We start from the raw sequence: 14304 nt of genomic DNA on the forward strand, positions 1-14304 counted from the left end.
CATCCGGGGCATACGGACAGCAACCATCTTGCATGGGACCAGTAGGTGCTTTGCATGGGACCAGAGTAAGTGCTGAAGCGCTAACTCTGGCCAACAGCTAAAGCGTCAACTCTGGTCGACCGCTGAGGGACTGGAGTAAGTGCTTTGCATGGGACCAGAGTAAACGCTAAAGCGCTAGCTCTGGTCGACCGCTGAGGGACTGGAGTAAGCGCTAAAGCGCTAACTCCAGCCAAACCTCAGCATGGGACCAGAGTAAGTGCTAAAGCACTAACTCTGGTCGACAAAGGAGACAGACATGGCCACTCCGGCACGGCTGAACGACTTACAGCGCACTACCCTCGCCATCGTCCTCGCAGGCGGACGGGGCACGCGGCTCGGGCCGCTCACCAACAAACGCGTCAAGCCGGCCGTGCACTTCGGCGGCAAATACCGGATCATCGACTTCGCGCTCTCCAACTGCCTGAACTCCGGCATCCGCCGCATCGCCGTGGTCACGCAGTACAAGGCGCATTCGCTGCTGCGTCACCTGCAGCGCGGCTGGAGTTTCCTGCGCGGCGAGATGGGCGAGTTCATCGATCTGTGGCCGGCGCAACAGCGCGTGGAAGGCGCGCACTGGTATCGCGGCACCGCCGACGCGGTGTTCCAGAACCTCGACATCATCCGCTCGATCCGGCCGAAATATGTGGTGGTGCTGGCGGGCGACCATGTCTACAAGATGGACTACACGCGCATGATCGCCGATCACGCGGATAGCGGCGCGGATTGCACGGTCGGCTGCATCGAGGTGCCGCGCATGGACGCGGTCGCGTTCGGCGTGATGGCCGTGGATGAGAACCGCCGCGTGACCGGCTTCGTCGAAAAGCCCGCCGACCCGCCCGCGATGCCCGGGCGCCCGGATACGGCGCTCGCCAGCATGGGCATCTATGTGTTCAATGCCGACTATCTGTATTCGCTGCTCGAAGAGAACATCGCCGCCCTCGAAACCGATCACGACTTCGGCAAGGACATCCTGCCACGCGTGGTCACGCAAGGCTCGGCGATCGCGCACCCGTTCAGCATGTCGTGCGTGTCGTCGGACCCGAGCGTGGAGCCGTACTGGCGCGACGTCGGCACGATCGACGCCTACTGGGCCGCCAACCTCGACCTCGCGTCCACCATCCCGACCCTCGACCTGTACGACCGCAGCTGGCCGATCTGGACGTATCAGGAACAGTTGCCGCCCGCCAAGTTCGTGCGCGACCTGAAGGGCCTGCAGGGCACGGGCAACAACCTGATCGTGTGCGGCGGCTGCGTGATCTCGGGCTCGCAGATTTCGCGCTCGGTGCTTTCGTCGAACGTCAAGGTGAGTTCGTTCTGTAACATCAATGAGGCAGTCTTGTTGCCGCAGGTGACGGTCGGCGCGAGCTGCCGGCTGCAGAAGGTGGTGATCGACCGGGGCTGCGCGATACCGGACGGCACCGTGATCGGCGAAGACCCAGTGAAGGACGCCGAGCGCTTCTACCGGACCGAGGACGGCGTCGTGCTGGTCACGGCCGAAGCGTTGCGGCAGAAACAGACCATCGAGTGATCGAGTGATCAAGTGACGCAGGCACAGGCGGCCGGCTGGCGTCGGCTGCCCGCACATTGCCCGCGCCTTGCCCGCACATTGCACGCACCTGGCCCGGCTCAGGCCGGACAACCCACAGCAACGAGATCTGGCCTATGACGATTCGCGCGCTGCACGTCGCAAGCGAGCTGTATCCCCTCCTCAAAACGGGCGGTCTCGCCGACGTCGCGGGCGCGTTGCCACCTGCGCTGATCGAGCGCGGCGCCGATGTGCGGGTGCTGCTGCCCGGTTTCCCGGCGGTGCTCGCCGGCGTGAGCGAGCTGCGCACGGTCGCGCAGCTGGGGCGCCGTTTCGACACGCCCGGGGTCACGCTCGAACGGGGCACGCTGGAGTCGAATGGTCTGATCGTCTATGTGATCCGCGCCGCGTCGCTCTACGACCGGCCCGGCAATCCGTATCTGGACGACCAGCACGTGCCGTACGGCGATAACGCGCAGCGCTTTGCGCTGCTCGGCTGGGTCGCCGCGCAACTGGCGCAGCAGCTGGACCCGGCGTGGTTGCCGCAGATCGTCCACGCGCATGACTGGCATGCGGGGCTCGCGCCCGCCTACCTGAAGGCGGCCGAACGCCAGCATGGCCGGGCGCTGGCACGCAGCGTATTCACGGTGCACAACCTCGCGTATCAAGGCATCTTTCCGGCGCATCAGTTTGGCCAGCTCGCGCTGCCGGACGATTTTTTCAGCGTGCACGGCGTCGAGTTCTACGGTCAGCTGTCGTTTCTGAAGGCGGGCCTCTACTACAGCGACCGCATCACGACCGTCAGCCCGACCTACGCCCGCGAAATCCAGACGCTCGCCCAGGGCGGCGGGCTCGACGGGCTGTTGCGGCAGCGCGCGCACGATCTGAGCGGCATCCTGAACGGCGTCGACTATGCAATCTGGAATCCGGCCGCCGACCCGTTGCTCGCCACTCACTACACCGCCACCCGCCTCGCCGGCAAAGTCGCGTGCAAGGAGGCGCTGCAAAAGCGCTTCGGCCTCGCGCAGAAAAGCGACACCTTGCTGTTCGGCGTGGTGAGCCGCCTGACTGAACAGAAAGGCCTCGATCTGCTGCTCGGGGCGGTGCCGGAGATCGTCAAACGCGGCGGGCAACTGGTGGTGTTCGGCACCGGCGATCCGGCGCTGGAGAACGGCTTGAAACGCGTCGCGCACGCGCACCCGGAGTCGCTCGCGGTGGAGCTCGGCTTCGACGAAGCGCTTGCGCATACCATCGTCGCGGGCAGCGATGTGATCGCGGTGCCGTCGCGCTTCGAGCCATGCGGGCTCACCCAGCTGTATGCGTTGGCGTATGGATCGCTGCCGCTGGTGCACGGCGTGGGCGGCCTCGCGGACACGGTGCTGGACGCGTCGCTGGAGAATCTCGCCGACGATCTGGCCACCGGCTTCGTCTTTGAACGATTCGAACCCGCGGGCCTCGTTGCCGCGATTCGCCGCGCGTTCGCGCTGTACGGCCGCCGCACCGAATGGAAGGCGACGCAGCGGCGGGCAATGCGCCAGGACTTCGGCTGGGGAGCGTCGGCGGAGCGTTATCTGGCGTTGTATCGGGAGCTGGTCTGAGTGGCCCCGGGCGGTTGGATCTGCAACGGCTGAGCCTGGACGGCTGCAACGATCGAGCCGCCGGAGCTGCGCGAGTTGCCTGAACCGCCTGCCCCGACCCGCCTGCCCTTACCTGCCCGCCCTTTCCCGCCCGCCCTTACCGCGTCGATCTGCGCCAACCGCTCGCTCGCCGTTCCCTACGTCTGATGGTTCGACGCAACAACGCGGGGACGGATCGACTCGCACGCGGCAAACTCATGTATTGTTTGCTAAACATGCAAAGCGCGCATTTTTCTTGCACCATCTGAAGAACTCCTGCCGCACGCGTCGACTGGCCGACCTCTGATCGACAGCGCGGCGCACCATTCCGGCTCTCCTTGATCGCGCATCACCGGTTGCGCGGGCTACACCATGACGAAAAACGTTCTGAGCATCCAGTCACATGTCGTCTTCGGGCACGCCGGCAACAGTGCGGCCGTGTTTCCGATGCGCCGGCTCGGCGTCAATGTCTGGCCGCTCAATACCGTGCAGTTCTCGAACCACACGCAATACGGCCATTGGACCGGCAGCGCGATCAATGCGTCGCAACTGGAAGAACTCGTCGACGGCATCGGCGCGATCGGCATGCTGCCGCGCTGCGACGCCGTGCTCTCCGGTTACCTGGGCACGCCCGAGCAGGCGCAGGCGGTGCTGGAGATCGTCAAGGCGGTGAAGGCCGCCAATCCACGCGCCTGGTACTTCTGCGATCCCGTGATGGGCGCGGCGAGCGGCTGCAAGGTCGAACCGGGGATCCAGGAGTTCCTCGTGCGCACCATGCCGGAAGCGGCCGACGCAATGGCGCCGAACCATACCGAACTGCAGCGGCTGGTGGGCCGCGAGATCGAGACGCTCGAAGAAGCCGTGACGGCATGCCGCGAAGTCATCGCGCGTGGGCCGAAGCTCGTGCTGGTCAAGCATCTGCTCGATCGCGACAGTCCCGCCGACCGCTTCAACATGCTGGTCGTCACCGAACACGAGGCATGGATGGGGCAACGTCCGTTCTATCCATTCGCACGGCAGCCGGTGGGCGTCGGCGATCTGACGAGCGCGGTGTTCGTCGCGCGCACGCTGCTCGGCGATTCGATTCGCGCGGCATTCGAGCACACGCTGGCCGCCGTGAATGGCGTGGTCAGAACCACCTGGCAAGCCGGACGTTACGAACTCGAACTGGTGGCCGCGCAGAACGAAATCGCCCAGCCGCGCGAGTGGTTCGACGCGTGGGTGGCGGAGACCGCCTAAGGTCTGTTGACGTATGCAACGTGCATGCGTTGCCCCGGGAGCCTGTGCGCCGTTCGCCGCGACGCCCGCCGCGCCTGTCAGCGAGGCGTCCTATAATGCCTGCCGCGTGGACGAGGCCCGGCCCGTCCACAGTGCGTTTTTCAGGCATCCGGCATTCAGCAGACGAGGCATCGATGGACGGTTACATCCGCAGCGAGCAGGAAGAATATTTTGAGCAGTTGTGCATCAGCGTCGACGCCGACGAAGTGCACGAACAGGAAGCGATCGAGTACTTCGAGAACCAGTTCGACCAGGCCGACTTCGATCCTGCACAATGGCTCGACATCGCGCTTTACTACTCGCCGGCCGTGGCGCGCGGCATCATCGACATGGTGACGGCCGACGACAAGGCGCGCAGCAACATCGCCGAAGTGATCGCCGACAACCTCGACATCTCGTACGGCGAGGACGAATGCGAGCAGTTCGCGCAGACCATCGAATTCGCGCTGAACAACGGCGTGCCGGTGGACCTCGACCTGGTGCTCGACGGCTGCCAGCGCGCGATCGACGATCTCGACACCTGGGCCGACGAGGACACCAAGGCGCCGCTGCTGCGCCTGCGTGAGGAGTTGTCGCGCCAGCAGGGCGAGCGTTAAGGGCGCCGGGTCGACGCGTTGACTCGGCGCGCGTTGGTTCGGCGCGCCGCTTGCGATAGTTTTGCCACCCACTCGCATGGACTCGTGGCGCGACCGCGCCAACGGACCGTGCCACCAGACTGCCACCACAATCAGTTCACTCCCGTAGCCGGCGCGCTCGCGCCGGTTTCTTAAGCATGTGCCGCAATCGGCACCCCACCCGCCGCCACCAACGGCCCGCCCGTCCACGCGCCGCGCGAGCTGTGCCGAAATGCTCATCCAAAGCGCCTCGAATTACCAAGACGGCGGCAAATTGGCTTTCTATATTCGCGCCAGATTGACTCGCTTCTGAATCGCACGCGAACTCGACTGCGCGTATTCCAGCATTGTTAGTAGCGACCGATCATTCGTAATCTCTCATGCGCGCGCAGCGAAGCCGCGGCTCGCGAGTCGATCCAGCGTTAGTGCCTTGCCGTTTTCACACTTGAACTGTCGATGGAAGGAGAAACCATGAGTCTTCGCAACACGCTGAAACCGCTTGCCATCTTCATCGGCGCCGTCTGTGCAATCGCGCCGCTGACCAGTCGCGCCGACGATCTGCCAGTGAAGATCGGCTTTGCCGCGCCGCTCACGGGCGCCAACGCCGGTTACGGCAAGGATCTGGAAAACGGCGTCCGGCTCGCGATCGAAGAAGCCAATGCGCAGAAGATCAGGATCGGCGACAAGGTGGCGCAGTTCGAAATCGTCTCGCAGGACGACCAGGCAGACCCGCGCATCGGCGTGCAGGCCGCGCAGAAGCTGGTCGACTCGGGTGTGTCGGTGGTGGTGGGCCACTTCAATTCCGGCACGACGATTCCCGCGTCGCAGGTGTATGAGCACGCCGGCATTCCGGTGCTCGACCCGGCCGCCACCAATCCGGTCATCACCGGCCGCGGTTTTGCCAACACCTTCATGGTGATTTCCACCGATGCGCAGAACGCCGGCAACGCGGGCGCGTACGCGGTGGACGTGACCAAGGCCAAGCGCATTGCGATCATCGACGACCGCACCGCGTTCGGCCAGGGCGAGGCCGACGAGTTCGAGAAGGCGGTGAAGGCGCGCGGCGGCAACATCGTGGCGCGCGAGTACACCGACAATCACGCGGTGGACTTCAGCACGCAGATCACCAGGATCAAAGGCGCGAATGCGGATCTGATCTTCTTCGGCGGCCTGGACAACCAGGCGGCGGGCTTCGCGAGACGCATGAAGCAACTCGGGTTGAACGCGCAACTGGTGGGCGGCGGCGGCGTGATGGACCCGGATTTCATCAAGCTCGCGGGCGACGCGGCCGACGGCGTGATGGCATGGGAATACGGCCGTCCGCTCGCGCAGCTGCCAGGCGGCAAGGATTTCTCCGCGAAGTTCAAGAAGCGTTTCGGCGTCGACATCCTGTCGTATGCGCCGTTCGGCTATGACGGCGCATGGGTTGCGATCAAGGCGATGCAGCAGGCCAAGTCCACCTCGCCGGCGACGTATCGTCCCGTGTTGAAGGCGGTCGATTACGATGGCGTGACCGGCAAGATCTCGTTCGATAACACCGGCGCGTTGAAGAGCGGCGCATCCACGCTCTACCAGGTCAAGAACGGCGCCTGGGTGCCGATCGTAACGAAGAGCGGCACTTGAGCCGCGGGCAGCCCGGACCAGACGACGGGCCGGGCTGCAACGATCAGGCGGAGCGAACCGGTCGGATGATCTTCCGGCAGAACCCTCGCTACTTCGCGCTCGCCGCCTTGACCACCAGCTCGGCATCGAGATCGCGCTCGATGCGCACGAGGTCATCCTTCATGTCGGTGAACTCACTGGCAGAACACATCTGATGTGCGAAGGCGGCGCGCAGGTGCCGCCTGACCTGCAGCGTTCGCGTCGCGGGATCGAATACGTAGCGCGAATAAAACGCCAGCGAGCGGTCCTGCAGCGCCGTGTCGGACGGCAAGTCCGTCACGCGGACAAAGCGCGGCAGGGTCATCTCCAGCGTCTCGTCGAACTCGCCGCCGATGCAGGCCCACGGCTGGGTGCGGACCGGCTCGGCGAGCCATGTCCGCACCTGCGAACCCATCCCGCCGGACAGACTCGTCAGCGCCGGCACCGCCGTAGTGCCGTCCTGCCACACGAAGTGCGCGACGCTGCCTTGCATCGACGTAGCGAAGGGTCCATCGGTCGCGGCGACGTCGTCCGTGCGCATCTGCGCCGTGCCGTGCAAGCCCGTCAGCAGCAGACGGTTCGCCGCGATCTGCTGAGTGCGCTGCCGCGTCGCCCGGCGCAGCACATTGCGCTCCACCTCCGCGGTATAACCCGCATCCTCCACGCGGTACGCATAGTTCGCCGCGCCGTTTTCGGCGACGTCGATCTGCAGGCGCGCCGTGCGCTCGCGTGGCTGGATGGCCGGCGTGCGCGAGAACACGCCCTCGTCGACCAGCAGCACGGGCCGGTCCATCACGCCCAGCGGCAGATAGCCGAAGGCCGTGCCGCCCGCCGTGGTATCCGCGAACAATGACAATTCAGGAATCCATATAATTGCGTGATTGATCGTGCTCGCGCCGTAACCCGCCACGTCCGGCAAGCTATAGTACGGACCGGTATTGAGCAGCACCGCCTCGCTGCGAATGCCGACTGCGGCCAGCAGCGCGCTGAACAATGCGACGTGATCCTTGCAGTCGCCATAACGGTTGCGCAGGATGTCGATCGCCTTGTGCGGGATCGTCGCCGTCTCGCCGAGAAACAGCGCGACGTAGCGAATGTTGAAACGCATCCAGTCGTACAGTATCCGGGCCTTCGCACGCGGCTCGGCGACGCCGGCCGTCAGGCCTTGCGCGAGCGCCACGATGGCGGGGTCGCGCATCGTCGCGTCGACGGCGGCCTCGCGATAACGCGCGGCCAGGCTCGCGAAGTCCGGCAGCGTGGAGACCATCAGGCGGTCGCCCCAATTCGCGTAGCCGACCGCGCCCGCTTCGAGCGGCGCATAGGGACCGTGCCGGTAGTCGAATTCATAGCGGGTCCGGCCGTTCAGCGTGACCGGCGGCACGGCGACATAGCCACGCGCGTCGGTATGCAGCGGCACGTCGGCGGGCAAATCGAAGATCAGCCGTTGCAGTTCGACGGGCTCGCGCGTCGGCTCGACCAGGTACGCGAAGCTGCCCGTCCGCAACGGCTTCGTGCGGGTCTTGCGAAACGCCAGATGCACACGCGCGCCGGGCTCCACGCCCGGGAAGATCACCGTGCGCAGCACGCCGTCCTCGAAACTCGGCGCGCCGGCCGAACGCGGCTCCTGCACGTCGCGGATCGCCTCGGGACCGACCGGATGCGCGACGCCGTTCCGGTCGATCGTCTCCGCCGCCAGCAACTGCACCTGTTCGATGTCCTTGTTGAACCACACGTAGCGTTGCGCGATGTCGTCGACGCCGCTCGTCGTGTTGGCCCGCAACACGGTGTCGTCATGCTCCTCGAGCGAGCCGTCTTGCTGGATCGTGAAGAGGTGGACGTCGAGCTCGATCGTCGAAGGCGTGCGATCGTCGCTCGCGGTGGCGGACGCGTTGTCGTCGGCAGCGCAGGCGAAGGCGGCGTACGCGGCGAGCACTGCAGCAGCGGCCAGCCTCGCGAACATGCGACGCCGCGTCATGGGCGACGCGCGCTGCCCTGCGCGGGCCACGCACGCGGGCTCACGGCAAACTCGGCACGAAACGCGTGATTGAAATTCGACAGGTCGTTGAAGCCGCAATCGAACGCTATATCGACGATCTTCGCGCCACCGTCCTGAAGGCGCAGCGCCGCCGCCCGCAGACGCGTGCGCAACAGGTATTGATGCGGCGTCACGCCGGTCACGCGCTGGAAGGTACGCAGAAAGTAGAACTCGCTGAGGTTCGCGGCGGCGGCGAGGCTCGTCAACGTGTGCGGCTCGCCAGGGGTGTCGTCGATCAGCCGCACGATCTGCGCGACGCGCGCGTTGGCCGTGGCGCTGACAGGCGCTGCGGCGCGCGTCGCGACGCCGGCCGCGCGCAGCGTCGCGGCGGCCAGCTCGACGGCCAGTTCGTCCCACACCGCGTCGCACGCTGCGTCAGCATCGGTGCCTGGATTGACGCGTGCATCGGTGCCTGTGTTGACGCGCGCATCGATGCCTGCAATGACGCTAGCGTCTGCGCAAGCCCGCGCGATCAACGGCGAAAACGCACGCTGCGACGCTACGCGCGCCCGCGGGAAGTTCAACCGGCCGCTGCCGACGCCCGCATCCGCGGCAAGCCGCTCGAAGTAGCCCGGCGCATAGTGAAACGCAATGCAGCGATCGCCCACCCCATGCCGATGGCCGCACTCGAAACACTCGCCCGGATTGCCGAGCAGCAACGCGCCCGGCGTCAGCAACTCGCGGCCCGGCGCGGCGCGATAGTCGAACGAGCCGGCCACCACCATCGCGATGCACACGCCGGTGTGCTGTTCCTCGAATGGCTGGTCGCACGGACCGAGCGTGCAAAGCCGGTCCGAGACCTGCCAGCCCGCGCCCTGCGCCAGCACGCGCGAGGTCGTGCCGCGACGCGCGCCGTCCCGGTCGCGCCGCGCGAGCGCCTGCTGCAACGTGACGGCAATTTTCCCCAAGATGCACCTCGGCCAGGTCCGTATCGTGGTTTTAGCACATCGGCGGGCCACGCGGTTCATTGGGTTCCGGCGATGTCGATCCGACGACGAATCCACGGAGAACGTAGCATGAGCAGACTGGAAAACGGCCTCGAAGAAAGCTTTCACGCCGCGTTGAGCGCATCCGCACGCGCCGCCGATATCGACGCGGCAGACGATCTGTACGGCTGGCTGATCGGCAGTTGGGACATGAACGTGGTGCACTACCGCGTCGACTTGCGCGACGCGCCCCGGCGTGGTGAGATTCATTTTGGCTGGGTGCTGGAAGGACGCGCGGTGCAGGATGTGTGGATCATGCCGCCGCGAAGCGAGCGTGGCGAGCGTGACGACGGGCATGCCACCGGCAACGCCGGCCAACCGGGGGAAACCCGCAACGCCGCCGAGCCTGTCCTCGCCATGTATGGCACCACGCTGCGCATCTGGGACCCGGCGCGGCGCGTGTGGCGCGTGACTTACGTCAACCCGCAGACCGGCCAGCGCGACGAGTTGATCGGCCGGCGCATCGGCAACGATCTCGTGCAGATCGGCACGCACGCCGACGGCACGCCGATTCGCTGGAATTTCACCGACATCACCCGCGATTCGTTCCGTTGGACCGGCGTGGCGCTCGCACCGGACGGCGTGACGTGGACGCTCGAGGCCCAGTTTCACGCGCGGCGCCGGGGCGCGTGATCCGCGCCGATCGTGTCGATCGTGTCGATCGTGTCGATCGTGTCAGTCGTGTCAGTCGTGTCAGTCGGGTCAGTCGGGTCAGTCGGGTCAGTCGGGTCAGTCGGGTCAGTCGCGTCAATCGCATCAATCGCCGTCGCCGAGTTGTCCCAGTAAGGCCTGCAAGCGCTCCACATGCCGGAGCAGCAATTCGCGATGCTTCTCGATCTGCTCGAGCCGGCCAGCGAGGTCGGCCTGGATCGGGTCGTAGAGATCGGCGGCGGCGATCACCTCCTCCACCTTCGCGCGCATCGACGACAACTCCACCGGCGCGTGACTCAGATGCCGCTCGAAACGCCGCACGTCCTGAAGCGCCAGATCGCGGACCTTGCGAAAGTACGCGTGACGTCGATGCGCTTCGGCGTCGAGCGTTTCGTCCTCGACGCGTCTGGCCGGCGCCGGCTGACCGAAAATCGGCTCGGGCCGCAGCACTGTCTTCTTTCGCACCGGATGCGCGGTGCCGCGAAACCGCGCGAGCGGCTGTTCGTTGTCAATTGCCTCGCGGGCGTTGGGCGGTATGTCGTGTTCGGTGTGCGGCACGTTCATCCAGCGATTCGGCAAACCCGTGACCGCTTCGACGCCGCGCACGAATTCCTCGCTGAATTCGCGCTGACCGGACAACATCAATTTCAGGTAGCTCGCGGAGAAGGTCATCATGCGCGCGAGGCGGGTCGCCGCGCCGACCTCGCGGGTCAGCAGCACCAGGTTCGCTCGCCAGACCGGGAGCAGCAATTCGTCGGAATCTTCCATCGCTGGGTCTTCCATCTTTTGCCCGATGTCGTGACGACGCGCTCGCGCACGTCACCGTTTTGAAAGGGTAGCCGTTTCATCGCACGACGCGCAATCCCGTTGTGTCCGCTTGCGATCCTTTTGCAATCAGTTTGCGCGCTCGCGAGCGGTTGCAACGTGCCACGTGTTGCATTGACACACGCATTCGTGCCGCGTTCCTACGCTCGACGTGCGCAATGTGGCATGCTTGCAACCCGGCGCGGCACGTCCCGCGCTGCGCCGGCCGCTCCACCATATTGACCCAAAGGTTTTGTAATGAAGAAAATCGTTCTCGCCATGGCCGCGGCCGTCGTCGCCTTGAGCGCAATCGCCCCCGCGCAAGCGTATGAGCATCATCACGAGTGCCACAAGGTGCACATCCACCATCACTGGGAAAAGCGCTGCCATTAATGGTAGTGATGCCGCGGCCTGACGGACGCGGCACGCATCGCCAAGCCCCGCCTAGGCGGGGTTTTTTTGCACCGCGGTTTTCGCTCGACGGTTCAGGCGCGTCGGCGCCGACGCTTCATACGTACCGCGTGAACACGTCGGCACGCAATTACGGACACATGCTGTTACATCTTCGCTTGAGGCGGCTGATGGTTGGCCGACGCGGACAGGGTCGTGCGCGATCGCGCAGCACCGTGAACCGCGTGGTGAAGGGGTGAGTGGCTTGCGGCGATAATCGTGGCTTGGTGCCTTTGTGGCTTGCTGCCTTTGCTGCCTTCGGTGCTTTGCTGCTTTTTTGCTGCCCTTGCATACCTTCCCGCGACGTCCTCACGCCACCTCGACACGCTCCAACGCCGCCGTCACCAGCGCTTCCAGCAGAGGCTGAACCTGCGCGGCCAGCGTTTCATCATACGCATACGGCATCTGCTCCTGCATATACGTGACCTGCGATAGTTCGAGTTGCACCGCATGCACGCCCTGCGCGGGCTGTCCGTATTGCCGCGTGATATAGCCGCCCTTGAAGCGTCCATTGGCGACCGCCGTATATCCGCCGTGCCGCTCGACCATGGCGGTCAATTCATCGGCTATGCCCGCCACCGCGCTCGCGCCGTTCGACGTACCGAAGTTGAAATCCGGCAGACGTCCTGCGAAGAAACGCGGCACATGCGAGCGGATCGAATGCGCTTCCCACAGCAGCACATTGCCGTGCTTCGCCTTGAGCGCCGCCAGTTCGCCAGCCAGCGCCGCGTGATAGGGCTTCCAGTACGCTTCGCGGCGACGCGCGACTTCGGCCTCGCCGGGCAGATGCCCATCGAGATACAACGGCTCCTTGTCGAACGTATCGACCGGCAGCAGACCGGTCGTGTCCTGCCCGGGATAGAGGTTCGCACCGTCGGGCGGGCGGTTCAGATCGATCACGTAGCGTGCGTAGGTCGGCGCGAGAATCGACGCGCCGAGCCGTTTCGCGAAGCCATAGAGACGATCCAGATGCCAGTCGCAATCGTCGGTGCGTTGCGCGACCGGTGTCATCGTTGCGGCGATGTCAGCGGGGATTTGCGTGCCCAGATGAGGGATCGAGATCAGCAGCGGCAAGCTTCCCTGATGCAGCGAGAAAACCGGCGAAGTATTCAATGCGGTCATGTCAGTCCGGAATCGATGTAATCGAAGGATCGGTTCAGCAAGCAACGCGAGCAGCCCGATGTGCGGCACTCATTCGCGCAACGCATTTGCGCTACCCGCTCGATCAGCTCATCTGAAGCAAACTCATCTGAAGCAACTCATTTGACCAATTCAGCCAGCGCCGCGCGATAGCGCACATAAGCGCCCTCTTCGTCGCGATGCCGGCGGTTCTCGACGACCTTGTCGCCGCCCGCGTAGACGTCGCGAATCGGCGTCTCGCCGTGCTCGCAGAATACAACGCCCGACAACCACGCGTGCGGCGCGTGCTCGGCGATGCTCGCATGATCGGCGTCGAGCACGAGCCAGTCCGCGCGGTGGCCGGGCTGCAATGCGCCAACCGCGCGGCCCGTCGCGTGCGCGCCGCCGTCGAGCGCGGCGCTGAACAAACGGTCCGCGACATGCGTGGCCTGCGCCGACGCCAGCACATTGCGCTGCCGGCGCATCAGGCGCTGGCCATATTCGAGCAGACGCAATTCGGCGCGCCAGTCGACCGCGATATGGCTATCCGAGCCCACACCGATGCGCCCTTGCGCGTCGAGGTACGGCTGCGCCGGAAAGATGCCGTCACCGAGATTGGCTTCGGTGGTCAGGCACAGGCCGGCCACCGCCCCGCTTTTCGCGAGTGCAAGCGTTTCGTTCGCGTCGACATGGGTGGCATGCACGAGGCACCAGCGACTATCCACGTCAAAACGATCGAGCAGCCATTGCACCGGACGCGCGCCCTCCATTTCGACACACGCGTCGACCTCGGCGGTCTGTTCGGCGATATGGATATGGACAGGCGTATCGGCATCGATGCCGCCAAGCAGCGTACGCAACGATTCCTGCGAGACCGCGCGCAGCGAATGCGGCGCCACGCCATAACGCAGCGTGGCGTTTTCCGGACGCGCCGCGCGCAACGTGCCGAGCAGGTCGAGCAGGCCTTCCGGCGTGTTGATGAAACGCCGCTGATCGTCGCGCGGCGCACGCGCACCGAAGCCGCTGTACTGATACAGCACCGGCAGCATCGTCATGCCAATTCCGCTCGTCGACGCGGCCTCCACGACACGTTGCGCAAGCTCCGCCTGATTCGCGTACCGGCTGCCATCCGCTGTGTGATGCACGTAATGGAACTCGCACACCGACGTATAACCCGCCTTCAGCATTTCGATGTACAGCCAGTGCGCGATGCTCGCGAGACCTTCCGGCGTGATGCGCGCGGCGAACCGATACATCAGATCGCGCCAGCTCCAGAAGTTGTCGGTGGCGCCTGTGCCAGACGCGGCGCGATACTCGGTGAGACCGGCCATCGCGCGCTGGAACGCGTGCGAATGAAGGTTAGGCATGCCAGGTATAAGCGGGCCCGCCGCCTTCGGCACACCGGCAGGCGCGCCGGAATGATCCGCCGTAACGGCACTCAGCGTGCCGTTTGCGTCCCATTCCAGCAGCACGTTACGGCGCCAGCCATCCGGCAGGTACGCGTCAGCGGCGAACAGCGATTGATTGGATTGCGTCATCTCTCAGG

12 protein-coding genes are annotated in these 14304 nt (G+C 65.3%); 7 read left to right on the plus strand and 5 right to left on the minus strand.

Annotated elements, in window-relative coordinates; genetic code table 11:
- The first annotated feature begins 295 nt into the window (after positions 1-295).
- The 5 genes from glgC to BN2475_RS18615 all read left to right on the plus strand — a co-directional run bounded on the left by glgC (position 296) and on the right by BN2475_RS18615 (position 6695).
- Entirely contained in the window at positions 296-1567 is a 1272-nt protein-coding gene (gene glgC / locus BN2475_RS18595) for a glucose-1-phosphate adenylyltransferase (RefSeq protein WP_094780963.1), read from the plus strand.
- Positions 1568-1701: 134 nt separating this feature from the next.
- Positions 1702-3162 carry a glycogen synthase GlgA gene (glgA, locus tag BN2475_RS18600; RefSeq protein WP_094780964.1) on the plus strand — a complete coding sequence of 487 codons (1461 nt, stop codon included), beginning with the start codon at positions 1702-1704 and terminating at the stop codon, positions 3160-3162.
- Positions 3163-3552: 390 nt separating this feature from the next.
- On the plus strand, positions 3553-4419 hold the full coding sequence (gene pdxY / locus BN2475_RS18605) for a pyridoxal kinase PdxY (RefSeq protein ID WP_094780965.1): 867 nt from the start codon (positions 3553-3555) through the stop codon (positions 4417-4419).
- A gap of 173 nt (positions 4420-4592) precedes the next feature.
- Positions 4593-5054, plus strand: a complete 462-nt coding sequence (locus BN2475_RS18610; RefSeq protein ID WP_094780966.1) for a hypothetical protein — start codon at positions 4593-4595, stop codon at positions 5052-5054.
- A 489-nt stretch (positions 5055-5543) separates the two neighbouring features.
- Positions 5544-6695: a branched-chain amino acid ABC transporter substrate-binding protein gene (locus BN2475_RS18615; RefSeq protein ID WP_094781001.1), complete on the plus strand. Its 1152-nt coding sequence runs from the start codon at positions 5544-5546 to the stop codon at positions 6693-6695.
- A gap of 88 nt (positions 6696-6783) precedes the next feature.
- Here BN2475_RS18615 and BN2475_RS18620 read toward each other — a convergent pair whose 3' ends face one another.
- Complete coding sequence (locus BN2475_RS18620) at positions 6784-8673, minus strand: DUF3857 domain-containing transglutaminase family protein (protein ID WP_245841385.1); 1890 nt, start codon at positions 8671-8673, stop codon at positions 6784-6786.
- Positions 8674-8684: 11 nt separating this feature from the next.
- Positions 8685-9656 carry a helix-turn-helix transcriptional regulator gene (locus BN2475_RS18625; RefSeq protein ID WP_094780967.1) on the minus strand — a complete coding sequence of 324 codons (972 nt, stop codon included), beginning with the start codon at positions 9654-9656 and terminating at the stop codon, positions 8685-8687.
- Between the two features lie 108 nt (positions 9657-9764).
- Here BN2475_RS18625 and BN2475_RS18630 point away from each other — a divergent pair, with 108 nt between their 5' ends.
- On the plus strand, positions 9765-10367 hold the full coding sequence (locus tag BN2475_RS18630) for a hypothetical protein (RefSeq protein WP_094780968.1): 603 nt from the start codon (positions 9765-9767) through the stop codon (positions 10365-10367).
- A 123-nt stretch (positions 10368-10490) separates the two neighbouring features.
- Here the strand turns inward: BN2475_RS18630 and BN2475_RS18635 are convergent, their stop codons facing one another.
- Positions 10491-11153: a hypothetical protein gene (locus BN2475_RS18635; protein WP_094780969.1), complete on the minus strand. Its 663-nt coding sequence runs from the start codon at positions 11151-11153 to the stop codon at positions 10491-10493.
- 294 nt (positions 11154-11447) lie between these two features.
- Here BN2475_RS18635 and BN2475_RS36235 point away from each other — a divergent pair, with 294 nt between their 5' ends.
- Positions 11448-11582 carry a hypothetical protein gene (locus BN2475_RS36235; RefSeq protein ID WP_281254234.1) on the plus strand — a complete coding sequence of 45 codons (135 nt, stop codon included), beginning with the start codon at positions 11448-11450 and terminating at the stop codon, positions 11580-11582.
- 366 nt (positions 11583-11948) lie between these two features.
- Here BN2475_RS36235 and hutG read toward each other — a convergent pair whose 3' ends face one another.
- Both hutG and BN2475_RS18645 read right to left on the minus strand, forming a co-directional pair.
- The gene (gene hutG, locus BN2475_RS18640; protein WP_094780970.1) at positions 11949-12761 is read right to left on the minus strand and encodes an N-formylglutamate deformylase; all 813 of its coding nucleotides are present in this window, start codon (positions 12759-12761) and stop codon (positions 11949-11951) included.
- A 137-nt stretch (positions 12762-12898) separates the two neighbouring features.
- Positions 12899-14296: a formimidoylglutamate deiminase gene (locus tag BN2475_RS18645; RefSeq protein WP_094780971.1), complete on the minus strand. Its 1398-nt coding sequence runs from the start codon at positions 14294-14296 to the stop codon at positions 12899-12901.
- Between the last annotated feature and the right edge of the window lie 8 nt (positions 14297-14304).

Origin of the sequence: Paraburkholderia ribeironis (assembly GCF_900019265.1) — a bacterium.
Lineage (GTDB): Bacteria > Pseudomonadota > Gammaproteobacteria > Burkholderiales > Burkholderiaceae > Paraburkholderia > Paraburkholderia ribeironis.